Source organism: Rhodococcus ruber, from assembly GCF_016804345.1.
Lineage (GTDB): Bacteria > Actinomycetota > Actinomycetes > Mycobacteriales > Mycobacteriaceae > Rhodococcus > Rhodococcus ruber.
This window is the reverse complement of record NZ_CP044211.1, coordinates 3,057,757-3,073,925: the sequence shown is the minus strand read 5'-3', so window position 1 is coordinate 3,073,925 and position 16,169 is coordinate 3,057,757. Positions and strand designations below refer to the sequence as shown.

Annotated in this window: 12 protein-coding genes; 7 read left to right on the top strand and 5 right to left on the bottom strand. The window is 71.2% G+C overall.

What is annotated here, in order from left to right:
- Nucleotides 1-690, bottom strand: coding sequence for an HAD family hydrolase (locus F1734_RS14250; RefSeq protein WP_203010711.1), 690 nt, complete (start codon nt 688-690; stop codon nt 1-3).
- A complete protein-coding gene (metH, locus tag F1734_RS14245; RefSeq protein WP_203010710.1) occupies nt 683-4,252 on the bottom strand; it encodes a methionine synthase in 3,570 nt (1,189 codons plus the stop codon). Before metH ends, F1734_RS14250 begins: the two co-directional genes overlap by 8 nt.
- Before the next feature lie 51 nt (nt 4,253-4,303).
- Here metH and F1734_RS14240 point away from each other — a divergent pair, with 51 nt between their 5' ends.
- The 4 genes from F1734_RS14240 to F1734_RS14225 all read left to right on the top strand — a co-directional run bounded on the left by F1734_RS14240 (nt 4,304) and on the right by F1734_RS14225 (nt 9,263).
- A complete protein-coding gene (locus F1734_RS14240; protein ID WP_010596468.1) occupies nt 4,304-5,197 on the top strand; it encodes a PAC2 family protein in 894 nt (297 codons plus the stop codon).
- Entirely contained in the window at nt 5,194-6,333 is a 1,140-nt protein-coding gene (locus F1734_RS14235; protein ID WP_010596469.1) for an MFS transporter, read from the top strand. The genes F1734_RS14240 and F1734_RS14235 overlap by 4 nt, the downstream gene beginning before the upstream one ends.
- 90 nt (nt 6,334-6,423) lie before the next feature.
- Complete coding sequence (gene nirB, locus F1734_RS14230) at nt 6,424-8,931, top strand: nitrite reductase large subunit NirB (protein ID WP_017681800.1); 2,508 nt, start codon at nt 6,424-6,426, stop codon at nt 8,929-8,931.
- On the top strand, nt 8,928-9,263 hold the full coding sequence (locus F1734_RS14225) for a Rieske (2Fe-2S) protein (protein WP_010596471.1): 336 nt from the start codon (nt 8,928-8,930) through the stop codon (nt 9,261-9,263). The genes nirB and F1734_RS14225 overlap by 4 nt, the downstream gene beginning before the upstream one ends.
- Here the strand turns inward: F1734_RS14225 and F1734_RS14220 are convergent.
- Nucleotides 9,250-10,101 (bottom strand): DUF4436 family protein, encoded by an 852-nt coding sequence (locus F1734_RS14220; RefSeq protein WP_172603596.1) that lies wholly within the window; start codon nt 10,099-10,101, stop codon nt 9,250-9,252. The genes F1734_RS14225 and F1734_RS14220 overlap by 14 nt on opposite strands.
- 395 nt (nt 10,102-10,496) lie before the next feature.
- Between F1734_RS14220 and F1734_RS14215 the strand changes: the two genes are divergently transcribed.
- Nucleotides 10,497-11,582 carry a hypothetical protein gene (locus F1734_RS14215; RefSeq protein ID WP_010596473.1) on the top strand — a complete coding sequence of 362 codons (1,086 nt, stop codon included), beginning with the start codon at nt 10,497-10,499 and terminating at the stop codon, nt 11,580-11,582.
- Nucleotides 11,583-11,588: 6 nt separating this feature from the next.
- On the opposite strand, the gene F1734_RS14210 is transcribed toward F1734_RS14215, so the two are convergent.
- Entirely contained in the window at nt 11,589-12,647 is a 1,059-nt protein-coding gene (locus F1734_RS14210; RefSeq protein ID WP_010596474.1) for a site-specific integrase, read from the bottom strand.
- Nucleotides 12,648-12,882: 235 nt separating this feature from the next.
- Complete coding sequence (locus F1734_RS14205) at nt 12,883-13,869, bottom strand: NAD(P)/FAD-dependent oxidoreductase (RefSeq protein ID WP_238423949.1); 987 nt, start codon at nt 13,867-13,869, stop codon at nt 12,883-12,885.
- A gap of 79 nt (nt 13,870-13,948) precedes the next feature.
- On the opposite strand from F1734_RS14205, the gene F1734_RS14200 reads away from it, so the two are divergent.
- On the top strand, nt 13,949-14,554 hold the full coding sequence (locus tag F1734_RS14200) for a helix-turn-helix domain-containing protein (RefSeq protein WP_048774377.1): 606 nt from the start codon (nt 13,949-13,951) through the stop codon (nt 14,552-14,554).
- 504 nt (nt 14,555-15,058) lie between these two features.
- Nucleotides 15,059-16,093 (top strand): coiled-coil domain-containing protein, encoded by a 1,035-nt coding sequence (locus F1734_RS14195; protein ID WP_048774379.1) that lies wholly within the window; start codon nt 15,059-15,061, stop codon nt 16,091-16,093.
- Nucleotides 16,094-16,169: the final 76 nt, after the last annotated feature.

Sequence of the window (16,169 nt, the reverse complement as noted above, 5' to 3'; positions counted from 1 at the left end):
TCAGTACGCTCCGGGCAGGTGCAGCGCGTGCAGGTCCGCGGCGGTCAGCCCGTCCAGACTCTCCCGGAACACCCGTCGCGGCGAGCCGGGCACCTCCGTCAACGACGGCACCACCAGCACCGTGCAGCCCGCGGCCTCCGCGGCCGCCGCCCCGGTGGGCGAGTCCTCCACCGCCAGACAGTGCACCGGATCGAGACCGAGCAGCTGTGCCGCCCGCAGGTACGGCGCCGGGTCCGGCTTGCCGGCCGGCACCTCGTCGCCGCACACCGAATGGTCGAAGTGCTCGCGCCCCAACGTGTCCAGGGCGAACTCGCACAACGCCCGGTCGGTGTTGGTCACCAGCGCGGACCCGAGCCCGGCGGCGCGCACCGCCCCCAGCGTCCGGCGCGCCCCGGGCCGCCACGGCAGCCCCTGCGCGAACAACTCCCCCATGCGCCCGTACAGCCACGCCTTCGCCGCGGCCAGGGCGTCGGGGTCCGGGACGAGATCGAGCGACTCGAACACCGTCCGCAACGCGAACGCGCTCGACGCCCCGATCGTCGCCCGCCGTGTCTCGTCCGTCATGGGCGCGCCCAGGCGCAGCGACAACTCCCGCATCCCGATGTCCCACAACGTTTCCGACTCGAGCAGCGTGCCGTCCATGTCCCACAGGACCGCTCGCAGCGTCGACGTGGCCACCGCGCTAGACATTGAAGTACTTCGCCTCCGGGTGATGCAGGACGAACGCGTCGGTGGACTGTTCCGGATGCAGCTGCAGCTCCTCCGACAGCTCCACCCCGATCCGGTCCGGCTCGAGCAACTCGACCAGCTTGATGCGGTCCTCGAGGTTCGGGCACGCCCCGTACCCGAACGCGAACCGCGCCCCGCGGTAGCCCAGCTTGAAGAACTCGGCCACGTCCGCCGGATCCTCCTCGGCCAGGTTGTGACCGCCGGCGAGCACCAGCTCCTCCCGGACCCGCCGGTGCCAGTACTCGGCCAGCGCTTCGGTCAGCTGCACGCCGATGCCGTGCACCTCCAGGTAGTCCCGGTAGGAGTTCGCCGCGAACAACTCGTTCGCGAAGTCCGCGATCGGCTGCCCCATCGTCACCAGCTGGAACGGCAGCACGTCCACCTGCCCCTTCGCCCGCGCGTCCGCCCGCGACCGCACGAAGTCGGCGATGCACAGGAACCGGCCGCGCTGCTGCCGCGGATAGGTGAACCGGTACCGCTCGGCGGCGTCCGGATGCGGCTCGGCCAGCACCACCACGTCGTCGCCTTCCGACACCGCCGGGAAGTACCCGTACACCACGGCGGCGTGCGCCAGGATCCCCTCGGTGGACAACCGGTCGAGCCAGTACCGCAGCCGCGGCCGGCCCTCGCTCTCCACCAGCTCCTCGTACGTCGGCCCGTCCCCGGTGCGCTGCCCGCGCAGCCCCCACTGTCCCAGGAACAGCGCCCGCTCGTCGATCAGGCCCGCGTAGTCGGCCAGCGCCACCCCCTTGACCACCCGGGTGCCCCAGAACGGCGGGGTGGGCACCTCGAGGTCGGCGGCCACATCGGAGCGTTCCGGCACCTCCACCGGCGTCTCGGCGGCCTTGCGCTTCTCCGCGATCCGCTTGGACCGCTCGTGCCGCGCCTTGCGCTCGGCGGCCTTCTCCTTCGCCGCGACCGCCTCCGGGCTGTCCGGCGCCGGGCCCTCGCCGCGCTTGACGGCCATGACCCGGTCCATCAGATGCAGCCCCTCGAACGCATCGCGCGCGTAGGACACCTCACCGTCGTAGATCTCGGCCAGGTCGTTCTCGACGTACGAGCGGGTCAGCGCGGCACCGCCGAGCAGCACCGGGAACCGCTGCGCCACCCCGCGGTGATTGAGCTCCTCGAGGTTCTCCTTCATCACCACGGTCGACTTCACCAACAGCCCGGACATGCCGATCACGTCGGCGTTCTTGTCCACGGCCGCGTCCAGGATCGTCGCGATCGGCTGTTTGATGCCGAGGTTGACCACCTCGTAGCCGTTGTTGCTCAAGATGATGTCGACGAGGTTCTTGCCGATGTCGTGCACGTCGCCCTTGACGGTGGCCAGCACGATCCGGCCCTTGCCCTCGTCGCCGGTGGACTCCATGTGCGGCTCGAGGTACGCCACCGCCGCCTTCATCACCTCGGCGGACTGCAGCACGAACGGCAGCTGCATCTGCCCCGAGCCGAACAGCTCCCCGACCGTCTTCATCCCCGACAGCAGCGTGTCGTTGATGATCGCCAGCGGCGGCGTCGTCTGCATCGCCTCGTCCAGATCCGCCTCGAGCCCGTTGCGCTCGCCGTCGACGATCCGCCGCTCGAGCCGCTCGAACAGCGGCAGCGCAGCGAGCTCCTGCGCGCGGGACTCGCGCGACGACGCCGCCGACACCCCTTCGAACAGCGCCATCAGCTTCTGCAGCGGGTCGTATCCCTCGCGCCGCCGGTCGTACACCAGGTCCAGCGCCGTCTCGCGCTGCTCGTCCGGGATCCGCGCCATCGGCAGGATCTTCGACGCGTGCACGATCGCCGTGTCCAGCCCCGCCTGCACACACTCGTGCAGGAACACCGAGTTCAGCACCTGCCGCGCCGCCGGGTTCAGTCCGAACGACACGTTCGAGATGCCCAGGGTGAAGTGCACCCGCGGATGCCGGCGCTTGATCTCGCGGATCGCCTCGATCGTCTCGATGGCGTCCCGGCGGACCTCCTCCTGCCCGGTGGAGATCGGGAACGTCAGGGCGTCGACGACGATGTCCTCCTCGCCGAGGCCCCAGTTGCCGGTCAGATCCGCGATCAGCCGCTCGGCGATGCGCACCTTGTGCTCGGCGGTACGCGCCTGACCCTCCTCGTCGATCGTCAACGCGACCACCGCGGCACCGTGCTCGACCACGTGCTGCATGATCCGTTCGAACCGCGAACCCGGGCCGTCGCCGTCCTCGTAGTTCACCGAGTTCACCGCGCACCGGCCCCCGAGATGCTCGAGACCGGCCCGGATCACGTCCGGCTCCGTCGAATCGATCATGATCGGCAACGTCGACGCCGTCGCCAGCCGGCTCGCCAGATCCGCCATGTCGGCGGCGCCGTCGCGGCCCACGTAGTCCACGTTCAGATCCAGCAGGTGCGCGCCGTCGCGGATCTGATCCTTCGCGATGTCCAGGCACTTCTGATGATCCCCGGCGAGCATCGCCTCCCGGAACGCCCTCGACCCGTTCGAATTGGTGCGCTCGCCGATCATCAGGATCGACGAGTCCTGCTCGAACGGCACCGCCGAGTACAACGACGACACGCCCGGCTCCGGCCGGGGAGCGCGTTCGGCGCGCTCGGTCTCGCGCACCGCCTCGGCGACCTGCCGGATGTGCTCGGGGGTGGTGCCGCAGCAGCCGCCGACCAGCGCCAGCCCGAACTCGGCGACGAACCCGCTGAGCGCCTGCGCCAGTTCCTCCGGGGTCAACGGGTACTCGGCGCCGTTGGCCCCGAGCACCGGCAGGCCCGCGTTCGGCATCACCGACACCGGCAGCCGGGCATGCTTGGACAGATGCCGCAGGTGCTCGCTCATCTCCTCCGGGCCGGTGGCACAGTTCAGCCCGATCAGGTCGATGCCCAGCGGCTCGAGCGCCGTCAGGGCCGCCCCGATCTCGCTGCCGAGCAGCATCGTGCCGGTCGTCTCCACCGTCACGTGGGTGACGATCGGAATGCGCCGACCGGACCGCTCCATCGCGCGGCGGCTACCGACGATCGCGGCCTTCGCCTGCAGCAGGTCCTGGCAGGTCTCGACGAGGATGGCGTCGGCGCCGCCGTCGAGCATGCCCAGCGCGGACTCGGTGTAGGCGTCACGCAACACGGCGAACGGGGCATGACCGAGGGTGGGCAGCTTCGTGCCCGGACCCATCGAGCCCAGCACGAACCGTCCCATGCCGTCCGGGCCGGGACCCATCTCGTCGGCCACCTCCCGGGCCAGGCGGGCGCCGCGTTCGGACAGGTCCCGGATGCGATCGGCGATGTCGTAGTCGGCGAGGTTGGGCAGGTTGCAACCGAAGGTGTTGGTGGAAACGGCATCCGCTCCCGCCTCGAAGTACGCCCGGTGGATTCCCCGGATGACGTCGGGCCGGGAGTCGTTGAGAATCTCGTTGCACCCCTCGAGGCCGCGGAAGTCGTCCAGACTCAGATCCGCGGCCTGCAACATCGTGCCCATCGCCCCGTCTCCCACGACAACGCGCTGCGAGAGCGCATCGAGCAAGGCAGAGTGCAATGGGGTGGACATGCGTTCCAGACTAGTGGGCGGCCCGTCCGGCTCTCGCCGTAGGCTGGACAGGTGAGTGCAAGCGAGTTCGCCGAGACCCCGGAACCGGACGTGCCGACCCTGCGTGACCCGGTGCTGGTCGCCGCATTCGAAGGGTGGAACGACGCCGGTGACGCGGCCAGCGGCGCCGTCGAACACCTCGAGCTCATCTGGGACGCCGAACCGTTCGCCGAACTGGACTCCGAGGACTACTACGACTACCAGGTCAACCGCCCCATGGTGCGTCTCGTCGACGGCGTCACCCGCGAGATCGAATGGCCCGCCACCCGCCTGTCGGTGTGCTCGCCGCCCGGCAGCACACGCGACGTCGTGCTGCTGCGCGGCATCGAACCCAACATGCGCTGGCGCAGCTTCTGCGACGCCATCATCGAACTCGCCGACGAGATCGGCGTGCACACCGTCGTCATCCTCGGTGCCCTGCTCGCCGACACCCCCCACACCCGGCCCGTCCCCGTGACCGGCACCGCCTACAGCACCGACGCCGCCAAACGCTTCAACCTGGAAGGCTCGCGGTACGAAGGGCCCACCGGCATCGCCGGGGTCCTGCAGGATGCGTGCGTCCGCGCCGGCGTGCCCGCCGTGTCGTTCTGGGCCGCCGTCCCCCACTACGTCTCGCAACCCCCGAACCCCAAGGCCACCGTCGCGCTGCTGCGCCGCGTCGAAGACGTCCTCGACCTCGAGGTCCCGCTCGGCGAACTGCCGGTCCTCGCCGAGGAATGGGAACAGACCGTCACCGCGATGACCGAGGACGACGAGGAGATCGCCGAATACGTCCGCGCCCTCGAGGAACGCGGCGACGCCGAATCGGACATCTCCGAGGTCATCGCCAAGATCGACGGCGACGCCCTCGCCGCCGAGTTCGAACGCTACCTGCGGCGACGAGGCCCGGGCGGCTTCACCCAGTGAGGGCGGCACGCGCCTCGCTGCCGCGTGCCGCCCTCTACGCCGGAGGATTCCTCGGACCCTTCGGCGGCGGTGTCGTGGCGTCGATGCTGCCGGAGATCGGCGCCTCCACCGGCGTGAGCGCCGGCGCGGCCGCGAGCACCCTCACCGCCTACCTCGGACCGTTCGCGCTGACCATGCTCGTCTCCGGCACCCTCGGGGCACGGTGGGGACGGGTCCGCACCGTCCGCACCGCGTACATCGTCTACGCCGTCGCGTCGCTGGCGTCCGCGCTCGCCCCCACCCTCGGGCTGCTGCTCGCATCCCGGGCCCTGCAGGGCGTCGCCAACGCCTTCACCACCCCGCTGCTGCTCGCGGCGCTCGCCGCGCTCGTCCCGCGGGCCCGCCTCGGCCGCGCCCTGGGCCTGTTCGGGGCGATGCAGGCCGCCGGACAGACCTCGGCCCCGCTCGTCGGGGGGCTGGCCGCCGAGGTCGACTGGCGGTGGGCGTTCGTCGTGATCGCCGTGGCGGCCGCCGTCCTCGCCGTGATCGGCCTGCCCGAGCAGCTGACCGCGCCCACCGGCGAGGCCCCGCCACGGCTGCGCGACGCGCTGCGCCCCGACGTGGTGCGCATCGGGGTCGTCGCCCTGCTCGGTTGGGGAGCACTCGGCGGGTTGAACTTCCTGCTCGCCTTCCGCGCCGAGGACGTCTTCGGTCTGACCCCCACGCAACGGGGCCTGCTCCTGACCGGCTTCGGCGTCGCCGGCATCCTCACCGCCCGCCGGGTCGGCACCCTCATCGACCGCATCGGCGCCCGTCGCACCGTGCTGCTCGGCGCCCTCGCCGGCGCCGGTCTCGTCGTCGTCGTCGGCACCGCCGGACTGCTGTGGCTGGTCGCGGCCGCGTGGTTCGTCGCCGGCATCGCCTCCCAGTGTGTGCTCGTCGGGGTCAACGCCGCCGTCCTCGGCTCCTCGGGCCGCAACCGCGGCGGCGCCGTCTCGGTGGTGCAGGCGTTCCGGTTCTCCGGCGGCGCCGTCGCCCCGCTGGCACTGACCCCCCTCTACGCCGCCGCCCCGGTCGCGAGCTTCGTCGTGCCCGCCCTCGTGCTCGCCGTCGTCGCCCCGCTCGCGATGCCGCGCCGCGACTCCCCCTCCCGCTGACATCCTCACCCCGGCGGCGGTGAGCACTTCCTGACCGCCGCGTAACCCCGGTGCCGCCGAGCCGTCACCGCCCCCGGCAACCCTGGACGCATGACTCCAACCGCGTCGCACCACCACGGCCCGCGCCGGCGCCTGCTCGTCGTCGGCAACGGCATGGCCGGCGCCCGCACCGTCGAGGAGATCCTCGCGCGCGGCGGCCGGGACCAGTTCGACATCACCATGATCGGCGACGAGCCGTACGGCAACTACAACCGGATCATGCTCTCCCACGTGCTGGCCGGGGAGGCCGACGTCGACGACGACCTCGTCCTCAACCCGATGAGCTGGTACCGCGCGAACGGCGTGACCTTGTATGCCGGTGACCGCGCCACCCGTCTCGACCGCTTCGGCAAGACCGTCACGTGCGAGTCCGGCCGGCAGGTCCCCTACGACCTGCTCGTCGTCGCGACCGGATCGAACACCTTCTTCCCCAACATGGACGGGCTGCGTGAACCGGACGGACGGCTCGGCCGCGGGGTCTTCGGCTTCCGCACCCTCGCCGACACCAACGGCATGCTGCAGATGGCCGACGCCCACGACGACGTCCGCGCCGTGGTCGTCGGCGGCGGCCTGCTCGGCCTCGAAGCCGCCTACGGGCTGCGCACCCAGGGCCTGACCGTCACCGTGGTGCACTCGCCCACCCACCTGATGAACCAGCAGCTCGACGAACGCGGCGGCCGGGTACTGCGCACCGAAATCGAACGACTCGGCATCACCGTGCACACCGGCACCCGCACCACCGCCGTCCTGCGCGACGACCGCGGCGCCGTGACCGCCGTGCACTTCGCCGACGGCACCGTCGTCGACACCGACATGGTCGTGGTCACCGCCGGCATCCGTCCCAACACCGAATTCGCCCGCGCCGGCGGCCTCGTCGTCGAACGCGGCATCGTCGTCGACGACCAGATGCGCTGCGAGGAAGAATCGAGCATCTACGCCGTCGGCGAATGCGCCCAGCACCGCGGCGAGGTGTACGGCCTCGTCGCACCCGTCTGGGAACAGGCCGTCGTCCTCGCCGAGCACCTCACCGGCACGAATCCCCACGCCGCGTACGAGGGCTCGCGCACCGGCACCGCCCTCAAGGTCGCCGGCATCGACGTCGTCGCGATGGGCATCAAGGGACCCGAACACGAAGACGACGAGTTCGTCCAGTTCTACGATCCGCGCAGCGGCATCTACAAGAGCATCGTCGTGCGCGACGACCGGCTCGTCGGCGCCATGCTGCTCGGCGACGTGAGCAGAGCCACCACCCTGACCCAGGCCTTCGACGGCAGGATCGAGATCCCCGCGGACCGCGCGGCGCTGCTGTTCGACCTCGGCGACCCGCAGGGCGCCGACGTCGCCGCCGACCTGCCGGACGAAACCCAGGTGTGCAACTGCAACGGCGTCAGCAAGGGTGACATCGTCTCCTGCGTCCACGACGGCGCCGGCACCCTCGCGCAGGTGTGCGCCCGCACCCGCGCCGGGAAGGGCTGCGGCTCGTGCAAGAGCCTGGTCGCCGACATCGTCGCCTGCGCCGCCGGCGGCGCCCTCGCCGCGGACCCCGCCGCGAACTGGTACGTGCCGTGCATCCCGCTCGCCAAGCCGGACCTGATCGCCGAGATCCGTCGCCGCGACCTGCGTGCGGTCTCCCAGGTCTTCGCCGAACTCGCCCCCGGCGGCCGCGAGGAGGCCACCGCCAAGATGCCGCTCGCGTCGCTGCTGCGCACCGTGTGGGGCCCGGACTGGGTCGACGAACGGGGTGCGCTGTTCATCAACGACCGCGTCCACGCCAACATCCAGCGCGACGGCACCTTCTCCGTGGTGCCGCAGATGAAGGGCGGGGTCACCACCCCGGACCAGCTGCGGCGCATCGCCGACGTCGCCGACAAGTACGACGTGCCCATGGTCAAGGTCACCGGCGGCCAGCGCATCGACCTGCTCGGCATCCGCAAGGAGGACCTGCCGAAGGTGTGGGCCGACCTGGACATGCCCTCCGGATACGCCTACGGAAAGAGCTTCCGCACCGTCAAGACCTGTGTCGGCAGCGATTTCTGCCGCTTCGGCCTCGGCGACTCGACCGCGCTCGGCATCGCCCTCGAGGAACGCTTCCAGGGACTCGAGACACCCGCCAAGCTGAAACTCGCCGTGGCCGGATGCCCCCGCAACTGCTCGGAAGCGCTGTGCAAGGACTTCGGCGTCGTCGCGGTCGGCGACGGACGCTGGGAGATCTACGTCGGCGGCGCCGCCGGCGCCCACATCCGCAAGGGTGACCTGCTCGCCGGCCCCGTGTCCGGCGACGACGTCCTGGCCCTGGCCGGCCGGTTCATCCAGTACTACCGCGAGAACGCCGCATGGCTCGAGCGAACCTACGACTTCGTGCCCCGCGTCGGCATCGACCGGCTCCAGGCGCTGCTGGTCCGAGACGAGGAGGACATCGTGACCGGACTCGACGACCGCATCGGCGCCGCCGTCGCGGCATACCGGGACCCCTGGCTCGAACGGACAGCCCCGAAGTCGCCGGCACAGTTCCGTCCCGCGCTGCCGCTGCTCCCGCTGCCGCAGGTGCCGGTCCGATGACCACCACCGAAAGCCGGACCACCGCGCGGGAGTACGAGGTGGGCGCGCTGAGCGACCTGACCCCGGGCGAAGGCCGCACCTACACGGCGGGCGGACGGCAGATCGCCGTGTTCCTGCTCGGCGACGGCACCGTCCGGGCGCTGGACGCGGTGTGCCCACACCGGGGCGGACCGCTCGCCGACGGCCAGATCGACCCCGACCTCGTCGTGTGCCCCCTGCACCAGTACGCGTTCAGGTTCGACACCGGACGGTGCACCGCACCCGGCATCGACCCCGTCCACATCTACCCCGCGCGGGTGCACGACGGCCGGATCGTCGTCACCGTCGGGTGAGCGACGGGTGGCTGTCACGCCACCAGCAGTACACGTACAGCGTCAGCGCGGCGACGAGGGCGGTGACCACCCAGATGGTCACCGCCACGTCGACCCACGACCCGATCGGCGGCGAACCCGGCAGGATGCCTCGCAGCGGAACCACGGCGAACAGCATGGCCGCCATCCAGGCGAGCATGTCGGTTTCGACTGCCCGGCGCCGCCGGAACGTCTGCACCGCGACGAACGCGGCGAGCACCGCGAGGACGACCATCATCAGCAGCAGGATCGCCGCATACACCAGAGTGCCCCCGGTGCGCACGAACACCACCTCGGTGCCGTCCACCCCCTCGGGGAAACCGAGCTCCGGGGCCGCCACGACCGCTCTACGGTCGATCGACCACCCGTCGATGCGGCCGTCGATCAGCACCGCCGACGGCACCGGCTCCCGCTCCGCTCCCTCCCCCACGTCGACCTCCACGACGACCGGCGTGACGTCGAAGACGTCGAACGGCCAGCGGATCGCCTGCCCCCGCGCCAGCAGTTCCACCGGGTAGGCGACAGGCACGGTGTGAGCCGGGAAGAACAACTCCGACTGCGCGACAGCCGGCACGAGCAGCACACTCAGCGGCACGGCGAGCGTGGCCCCGTTCGCATCGAGGAACGACTCCCCGGGATAGATGGTGACCTCCGCATGCACCCGGTCGACCGTCGGCTGCAGCGACTTCATCGTCACCACCACGAGCACCGAGTCGGCAGCCACCTCCACGGGCCGCCACTCCCGCCGTTCGTGCGAACTCACCCCGAACAGGAGGAGTACGCCGGCATACACAGCGATCGCCGCCGCCACCAGCGACATCAGCACAGACCGGCGAGACGGGCGATTCGGACGCGGCGCAGGCACTCCCGGACTGTAGTCCGCAGGTGCCGCCCGGGGGTCTTTGCTTTGTTTGTTGGCGAGTTGTCGTGGGAGTGAGGAAGGGTTCGGTAATTTTATCTGTTCCGTATTGTTCGGAATACTTCCCGTCGTTCCGGGCGACCGCCGAGTCGGCCTCCACTTCGCACCACCCTCGACGTCCTCACGTGGCTTCGCCGGCTCGGGACCGACCGGACGGAACATCGGCCTCCGGATTCTGCTGTTCCGAGACTCTGCGCCTCGTCGCCTGTCGCTCCGCTCCCCTGCACTACGGGCCGAGGACGAGTGTTCGCAAATTGTTGGGCTTCCGTGTCGTACCGATTACCTATGGTGGGGACATGACCGCGTCCGCACCGCTCGCAGAACCAGCCGACAGCGCGACGGGCCCCCGCCCGGAGCGGCCCATCGACATCTACCGCCGCGCCATCGCCGTGGTCGAGGCGTGCCTGCCCCTGGGCTGGACGGTCACCTCCGACCGCCCCCGCTCCCCCGCGGCCCCCGACCGGATCCTCGTGACCGCGCCCGACGGCGAATCGGTGTCGTACGCGGTCATCGCGTCCCGCGGCGTCCTCAGCGGAGACGTCGCGCGCATCGCCGCGGAACTGTCCGAGTCCGACCGCGGATTCGTGTGCGCTCACTATCTCTCCGATCCGGTCCGCCGCCAGCTCGATCAGCACGGCATCTCGTACTCCGACGCGACCGGGAATCTCACGCTCGTCGCGTCCCGGCCGGCGATGTGGGTGCGCAACCGCGGCGCCGACGCCGACCCGTGGCGCGGGCCCGGCCGGCCGTCGGGCGTGCTCACCGGCGAACCGTCCGAACGCGTGGTCCGGGCGCTCGCCGACTTCACCGGGGAGATGTCCGTACCGGAACTGATCCGGCTCTCCGGTGCCTCCACCGGCGCCACCTACCGCGTCGTCGAGGTCCTCGGGGAACGAGAACTGATCCGCCGCATTCCGCGCGGCCCGATCACGATGGTGCATTGGGAGAAGATGCTGCGCGCGTGGGCTGCGGACCGTAAGCCTTGCGTCACAAGGGGATTCGCCGCGCCCGACGGCATCGGCACGGTACGGGCGGATCTCTCCGAACCGCTCGACCTGAGCTATGCGATCACCGGTCTCGGGGCCACCGACTACGCAGGCGCCGAGGTCCTCGAGGTGTACGCCGACGACCCGGACACGTTCGCCCAGGCCCTGGGTCTGCGCCCGGTCGACCGCGGCGCCGACGTCGTGGTGGCCACGCCGTGGTCGCCGGTGGTGTTCGAGCGGATGGAGCGACGCGACGGACTGCGCTTCGCGGCACCGTCCCAGGTCTATGCGGACCTGCTGGCCGGACCGTTCCGCAATCCGAACGCCGCCGAACACCTGCTCGCGGCGCTCACCGCCGACCCGAGCGCGTGGCGCCGGCCCGTGGGGCGCACCTGACCGTGGTCAGAGGCCGAGCGCGGTGACGGCATTGCCGGCGAGTCCGGCGTGCTGGCGGCTGTAGAGCGCCACCATCCGCTCGTCGGCGTGCCCCGTCTGCGTCATGATCGTCTGGGTCGTGGCTCCGTTGCGGACGGCCTGGGTGACGAACCCCGCGCGCAGGCTGTGCCCGCCCAAGGTGGCAACCACCTCGGGCGCGAACCCCGCCTGCCGCGCCCGGCGCTGGATCATCGAGTGCACCGACTGCCCGCTCAGGGCGCCGCTGCCGACGGCACCGGTGCGGTGGATCGTGCGGAACAGCGGCCGTTCCACACTCCCCGTCCCCGGCGCGACACCGCGGCAGCAGTGCTCGTCGCCGGCGGCACACTCGTCGCTCACCAACTCCCGCACCGCCGCCCCACCGTCCGCGTCCCATGCGTCGAGCACCTCGCGCCAGCGCCGGTAGGCGCACACCGGGCAGGTCTGCGGATCCCGGCCGTACGGGAGCGTGACGGTGCGCCCGCGCGCGTCCCGATCCGCCTTCGAGCGACGAATCGTCACGTACAACCCGTCGGACCGATGGGCGACGACATCGGACATGGCCAGTGCCGACAGTTCCGACCGGCGCATCGCACCGGCGAGCCCCAGCAGTAGCAGGGCGGAGTCGCGGCGCTCGGCTACCCGATCCGGCCACTCGGTGGCGGCGGTGCGCATCGCTCCGACGATCGCCCGGATGTCGTCGGTGAGCAGGGGTGTGCGGCGCGCCGGTGGCGCCGCACGGGTCCGCCGGATGCCCCGCACCACGTCTCGCACGGCCTCGTGGTGTCCCGGCTTCGGCAGTCCCGCCAAGGCGTGCATCTTGTTGATCGTCGCGACCCATCGCGCGAGGGTCGACGGGGCGTACGCCCACCGCCCGTCGGGTCGCAGTTCGCCCGACTTCTCGGTCAGGTACCAGCCCACGAGTTCGGGCGCGGCCGGAAGGGGGACGTGACCGACGGTGTCGCACCATCGGGCGAACTTGTTCCAGTCGCTGGTCACGGCGGCGCGGGTGTTCTCCGATGCGGCCTTGGCGCGGAGCCGGCGCATCGCCTCCTCCACACCGGGGGGAAGCGCCGGCGCAGGCAGTGGCGACTCGGGGGAATCATTGCCCGGCAACTGATTCGTCACGGTGACACCACTCCTCTGCCCGACCCTTCGCGCACGGACGATACGCGTCGATCGCGCCCCTCGCGTCGACGACACCGGCCGGCGCGTCGTGCCCGGCTCGGGGGTGCGACGCACGCACCCGTGCGGCGCCCCGGGCAGAAGCTGTTCCCGCCGGTCAGCGCGCGGGCGTGTGCGACCGGCCCGGGACTCGACCGTGACGGGCCTCGACTGCCTGCCGTGTCTCCTCGGCGATCAGGTCCGCGTTGATCCGGGCGGCGACGGCCGCGCCTGCCGTCGCGGCGGCACCCACCTGGGCGACGGGATCGGTGACGTTACCGGCAACCCAGACGCCGGGGACGTCGGTGCGGCCGGTCACGTCCGCCGGAATGTGCTCTCCCACCCCGGCCGGATGCTGCGCCGGCCGCACCCCGAGGGGCGCGAGAAAATCGGTGCGCACCACCATCCGCGGCGCGACCACCAGCGCCTCCCGGGCGATCGTCCGGTCCCCACGCAGCCGTACCCCCGCAAGTCGGTCGTCGACGGTCTCCACTGCCACGACTTCACCGTCGATCACCCGGACGCCACGCGCGGCCAGTTGCTCCGCCTCCTCTGCGGCGGGCCCCGGCGCCGTGTGGGTGAAGAAGGTGACGTCGGCGCTCCACTGCCGGAACAGCAGGGCCTGGTGCACGGACATGGGGCCGCTCGCGAGCACGCCGATCGCCTGGTCGCGGACCTCCCAGCCGTGGCAGTACGGGCAGTGCAGCACGTCTCGTCCCCACCGTGCCCGCAGGCCGGGTACGTCGGGCAGGTCGTCGACCGCTCCGGTGGCCACCAGCACCTGACGACCACGGGTCACCCGGCCGTCGGACAGCGCCACCTCGAACCCGCCGTCTCTGCGGGTGACAGCATCCACGCCGGCGCGCACCACGTCACCGCCGTATCCGCGGACCTCGCCCCGGCCGCGCTCGAGCAGTTCGGCCGGCGGGATCCCCTCGCGGCCCAGCAGCCCGTGCACACCCGTCGCCGGTGCATTGCGCGGCGCACCCGCGTCGACGACGACCACCGATCGTCGCGCGCGGGCGAGCATCAGTGCCGCGTTCAACCCGGCGGCTCCCCCGCCGATCACTATCACGTCGTATCCGTACCCGAGCACGTCGCTCATCTCGACCACCTCCACGACGACTGTGCGTGCCGACCGCAATGACTGGCAACATAACTTGCCGATATGGCAAAATTCCCGCATGGACGATCTCGACCAGGCGCTCGCGACGGTCGGACCCCGGCTCCGCGCGCTGCGGCGTACCCGCGAGACGACGTTGACCGATCTCTCGGCGGCGACGGGCATCTCGGTGAGCACCCTGTCCCGACTCGAGTCCGGGACCCGCCGACCGACGCTCGAGCTGCTGCTGCCCCTGGCCAGAGCGCACGGGGTGACGCTCGACGAACTGGTCGGCGCCCCGCCGACGGGCGACCCGCGCATTCACCTGCGTCCCGTCACCCGGCACGGCATGACCATGGTGCCGCTCACCCGGCGGGCCGGCGGGATCCAGGCGTACAAGCTGGTGCTCCCCGCCGACAGCAGCCGCGGGGAACCGGATCCCCAGACCCACGAGGGGTACGAGTGGCTCTACGTCCTCGACGGACGGCTACGGCTCGTCCTCGGTGAGCACGACCTGGTTCTCTCCCCCGGGGAGGCGGCCGAGTTCGACACTCGCGTGCCGCACTGGTTCGGCGCCGCCGGTGCCGAACCGGTCGAGTTCCTCAGCCTGTTCGGCAAGCAGGGTGAACGAGCGCATCTTCGCGCCCGTCCGGCCACGAAACCTGTTCCGCGCCAGTCCGATCCGTAGAGATCTCCCGCTCCCGTGTGGGCACGGAAGGGCCGATGGTTCACCGCTGAGCCCCGGCACGGAACCCCTCCCCGCTTTTCGCCCACCCACGGCGTTCTGACTCACTATAAGAGGGGGTTATGACGATCATGCCCGATCCATGCATATATGCGAATCTATGCGCCCTTTCGGAGGTCGACTGGATGGGTCTTCGTAACGTTTCGAGTTTCGTCCGCATAGCACCAGTTATCTAACTGCTATTATTTTTTCTCATTCATTTCGTTTCGTAATTCATTTCGTTTTGAGACACGTACACTGCGGCCCATAGGACGCGCCGGGGCCCGTATTCAGCCCGCCGGAAGGCCCCCTCCTCGTGTGCTCGGCTGGTGAGCTCGGTCGAGAAAGAGCTGGGCAGTGATTCGGCTAATCAAGGAATTCCGTAGGCAGCCGATTCCACTAACGCCTCCTGGCCTCTCCCTCCCCCTGATAGATATGGCGGCAACCACCGACCGAGATGAGGAATCCGTGAGCGAAGCGAGCACCGGCGACTCCCTGCCCGACCAGCGCATGCCCGACCAACGCATGCCCGACGCGCGCCCGAAGCCGGGACGGCCGCGCAAGTACGCGTCCGCCGCAGACCGGGTCCGGGCCTACCGAGAACGCGAACGGCAGAAGAGGGAGGCGGCCTCCCTGGCCGAGCTGACCACTCCCCCGGGCCCGGCCGAAGCAGCCACCAACCTGGCGTCCGCCGTCGCCGCGCTCCGCACCCTGAACGCGACGTCGCTCGCGCAGTACAACGCCGTCGCCGCGCAGATCACCGCGGCCGTCGACAAGCTCACCGACCCGGACGCACTCGAGGCGCAGATGACCCGGGCCACCACGGAGCTGGCGAAGGTGAAGGCGGACGCGGATGCCAGGATCGCCCGCCTGCGCGAGCAACTCGCCCAGGCAACCGAGGACCGCGACAACGCGGAGGCCGCCGTCGAGGCCGTCGACCGCGAGCTGGCGGACGCCCGCGCCGCGCACGACACCCGGATCCGGGACCTCGAGACCGCGCATCGCGACGAGTCGACACGAGCGGCCGAGGAGCACGCGGACACACTGCGCACCTGGCAGGAACGCATCGACGCCACCGCGGCCGCGCACGCCGCGGAGATCGCCGAGTACCGGTCGACCGTCACCACCCAGCAACAGCAGCTCGCCCGGCTCGAATCGGAGCTCGCGACCCTGCGTGACGAACTGGCGCACACCCGCGCCGCGGCGGAGAAGGAGGCGGCCACGGCCGCCGCGGCCGTGGCCCGGCTCGACACCGATCTCACGGCGGAACGCGCCCGCGTCGAGGAACTGCGCGGCGCCCTCGAGGAGGCTCGCGTCGCGGCGGCCGCCGCGCGGGCCGCCGAGACCGCGGCCCGCGATCGAGGCGACGAACTGCGGGCCGAGATCGTCGACCTGCGCGGCGAGCGGGACCGGCTCCGGGGCGAGCTCGCCGCGGCACACGCCGCGGCGGCCGAGACCCGCCGCGAGGCGGACCCGACGGAGACGACGCCGGCCGAGAGCTGACCGAGCGGCGACGTTCCCGACCCCGGCGACGACCGGACGCCCACGCGAGGCACGGCGGCGCCTCCCGCCCCGGGTG

Bases quoted from the DNA above. Each gene is read 5' to 3' on its own strand.
- F1734_RS14200 (WP_048774377.1), top strand. From the start codon at position 13,949: ATGGACGATCTCGACCAGGCGCTCGCGACGGTCGGACCCCGGCTCCGC.
- F1734_RS14205 (WP_238423949.1), bottom strand. From the start codon at position 13,869: ATGAGCGACGTGCTCGGGTACGGATACGACGTGATAGTGATCGGCGGG.
- F1734_RS14225 (WP_010596471.1), top strand. From the start codon at position 8,928: ATGACCACCACCGAAAGCCGGACCACCGCGCGGGAGTACGAGGTGGGC.
- F1734_RS14210 (WP_010596474.1), bottom strand. From the start codon at position 12,647: ATGCGCCGGCTCCGCGCCAAGGCCGCATCGGAGAACACCCGCGCCGCC.
- F1734_RS14220 (WP_172603596.1), bottom strand. From the start codon at position 10,101: ATGTCGCTGGTGGCGGCGGCGATCGCTGTGTATGCCGGCGTACTCCTC.
- F1734_RS14215 (WP_010596473.1), top strand. From the start codon at position 10,497: ATGACCGCGTCCGCACCGCTCGCAGAACCAGCCGACAGCGCGACGGGC.
- F1734_RS14250 (WP_203010711.1), bottom strand. From the start codon at position 690: ATGTCTAGCGCGGTGGCCACGTCGACGCTGCGAGCGGTCCTGTGGGAC.
- metH (WP_203010710.1), bottom strand. From the start codon at position 4,252: ATGTCCACCCCATTGCACTCTGCCTTGCTCGATGCGCTCTCGCAGCGC.
- nirB (WP_017681800.1), top strand. From the start codon at position 6,424: ATGACTCCAACCGCGTCGCACCACCACGGCCCGCGCCGGCGCCTGCTC.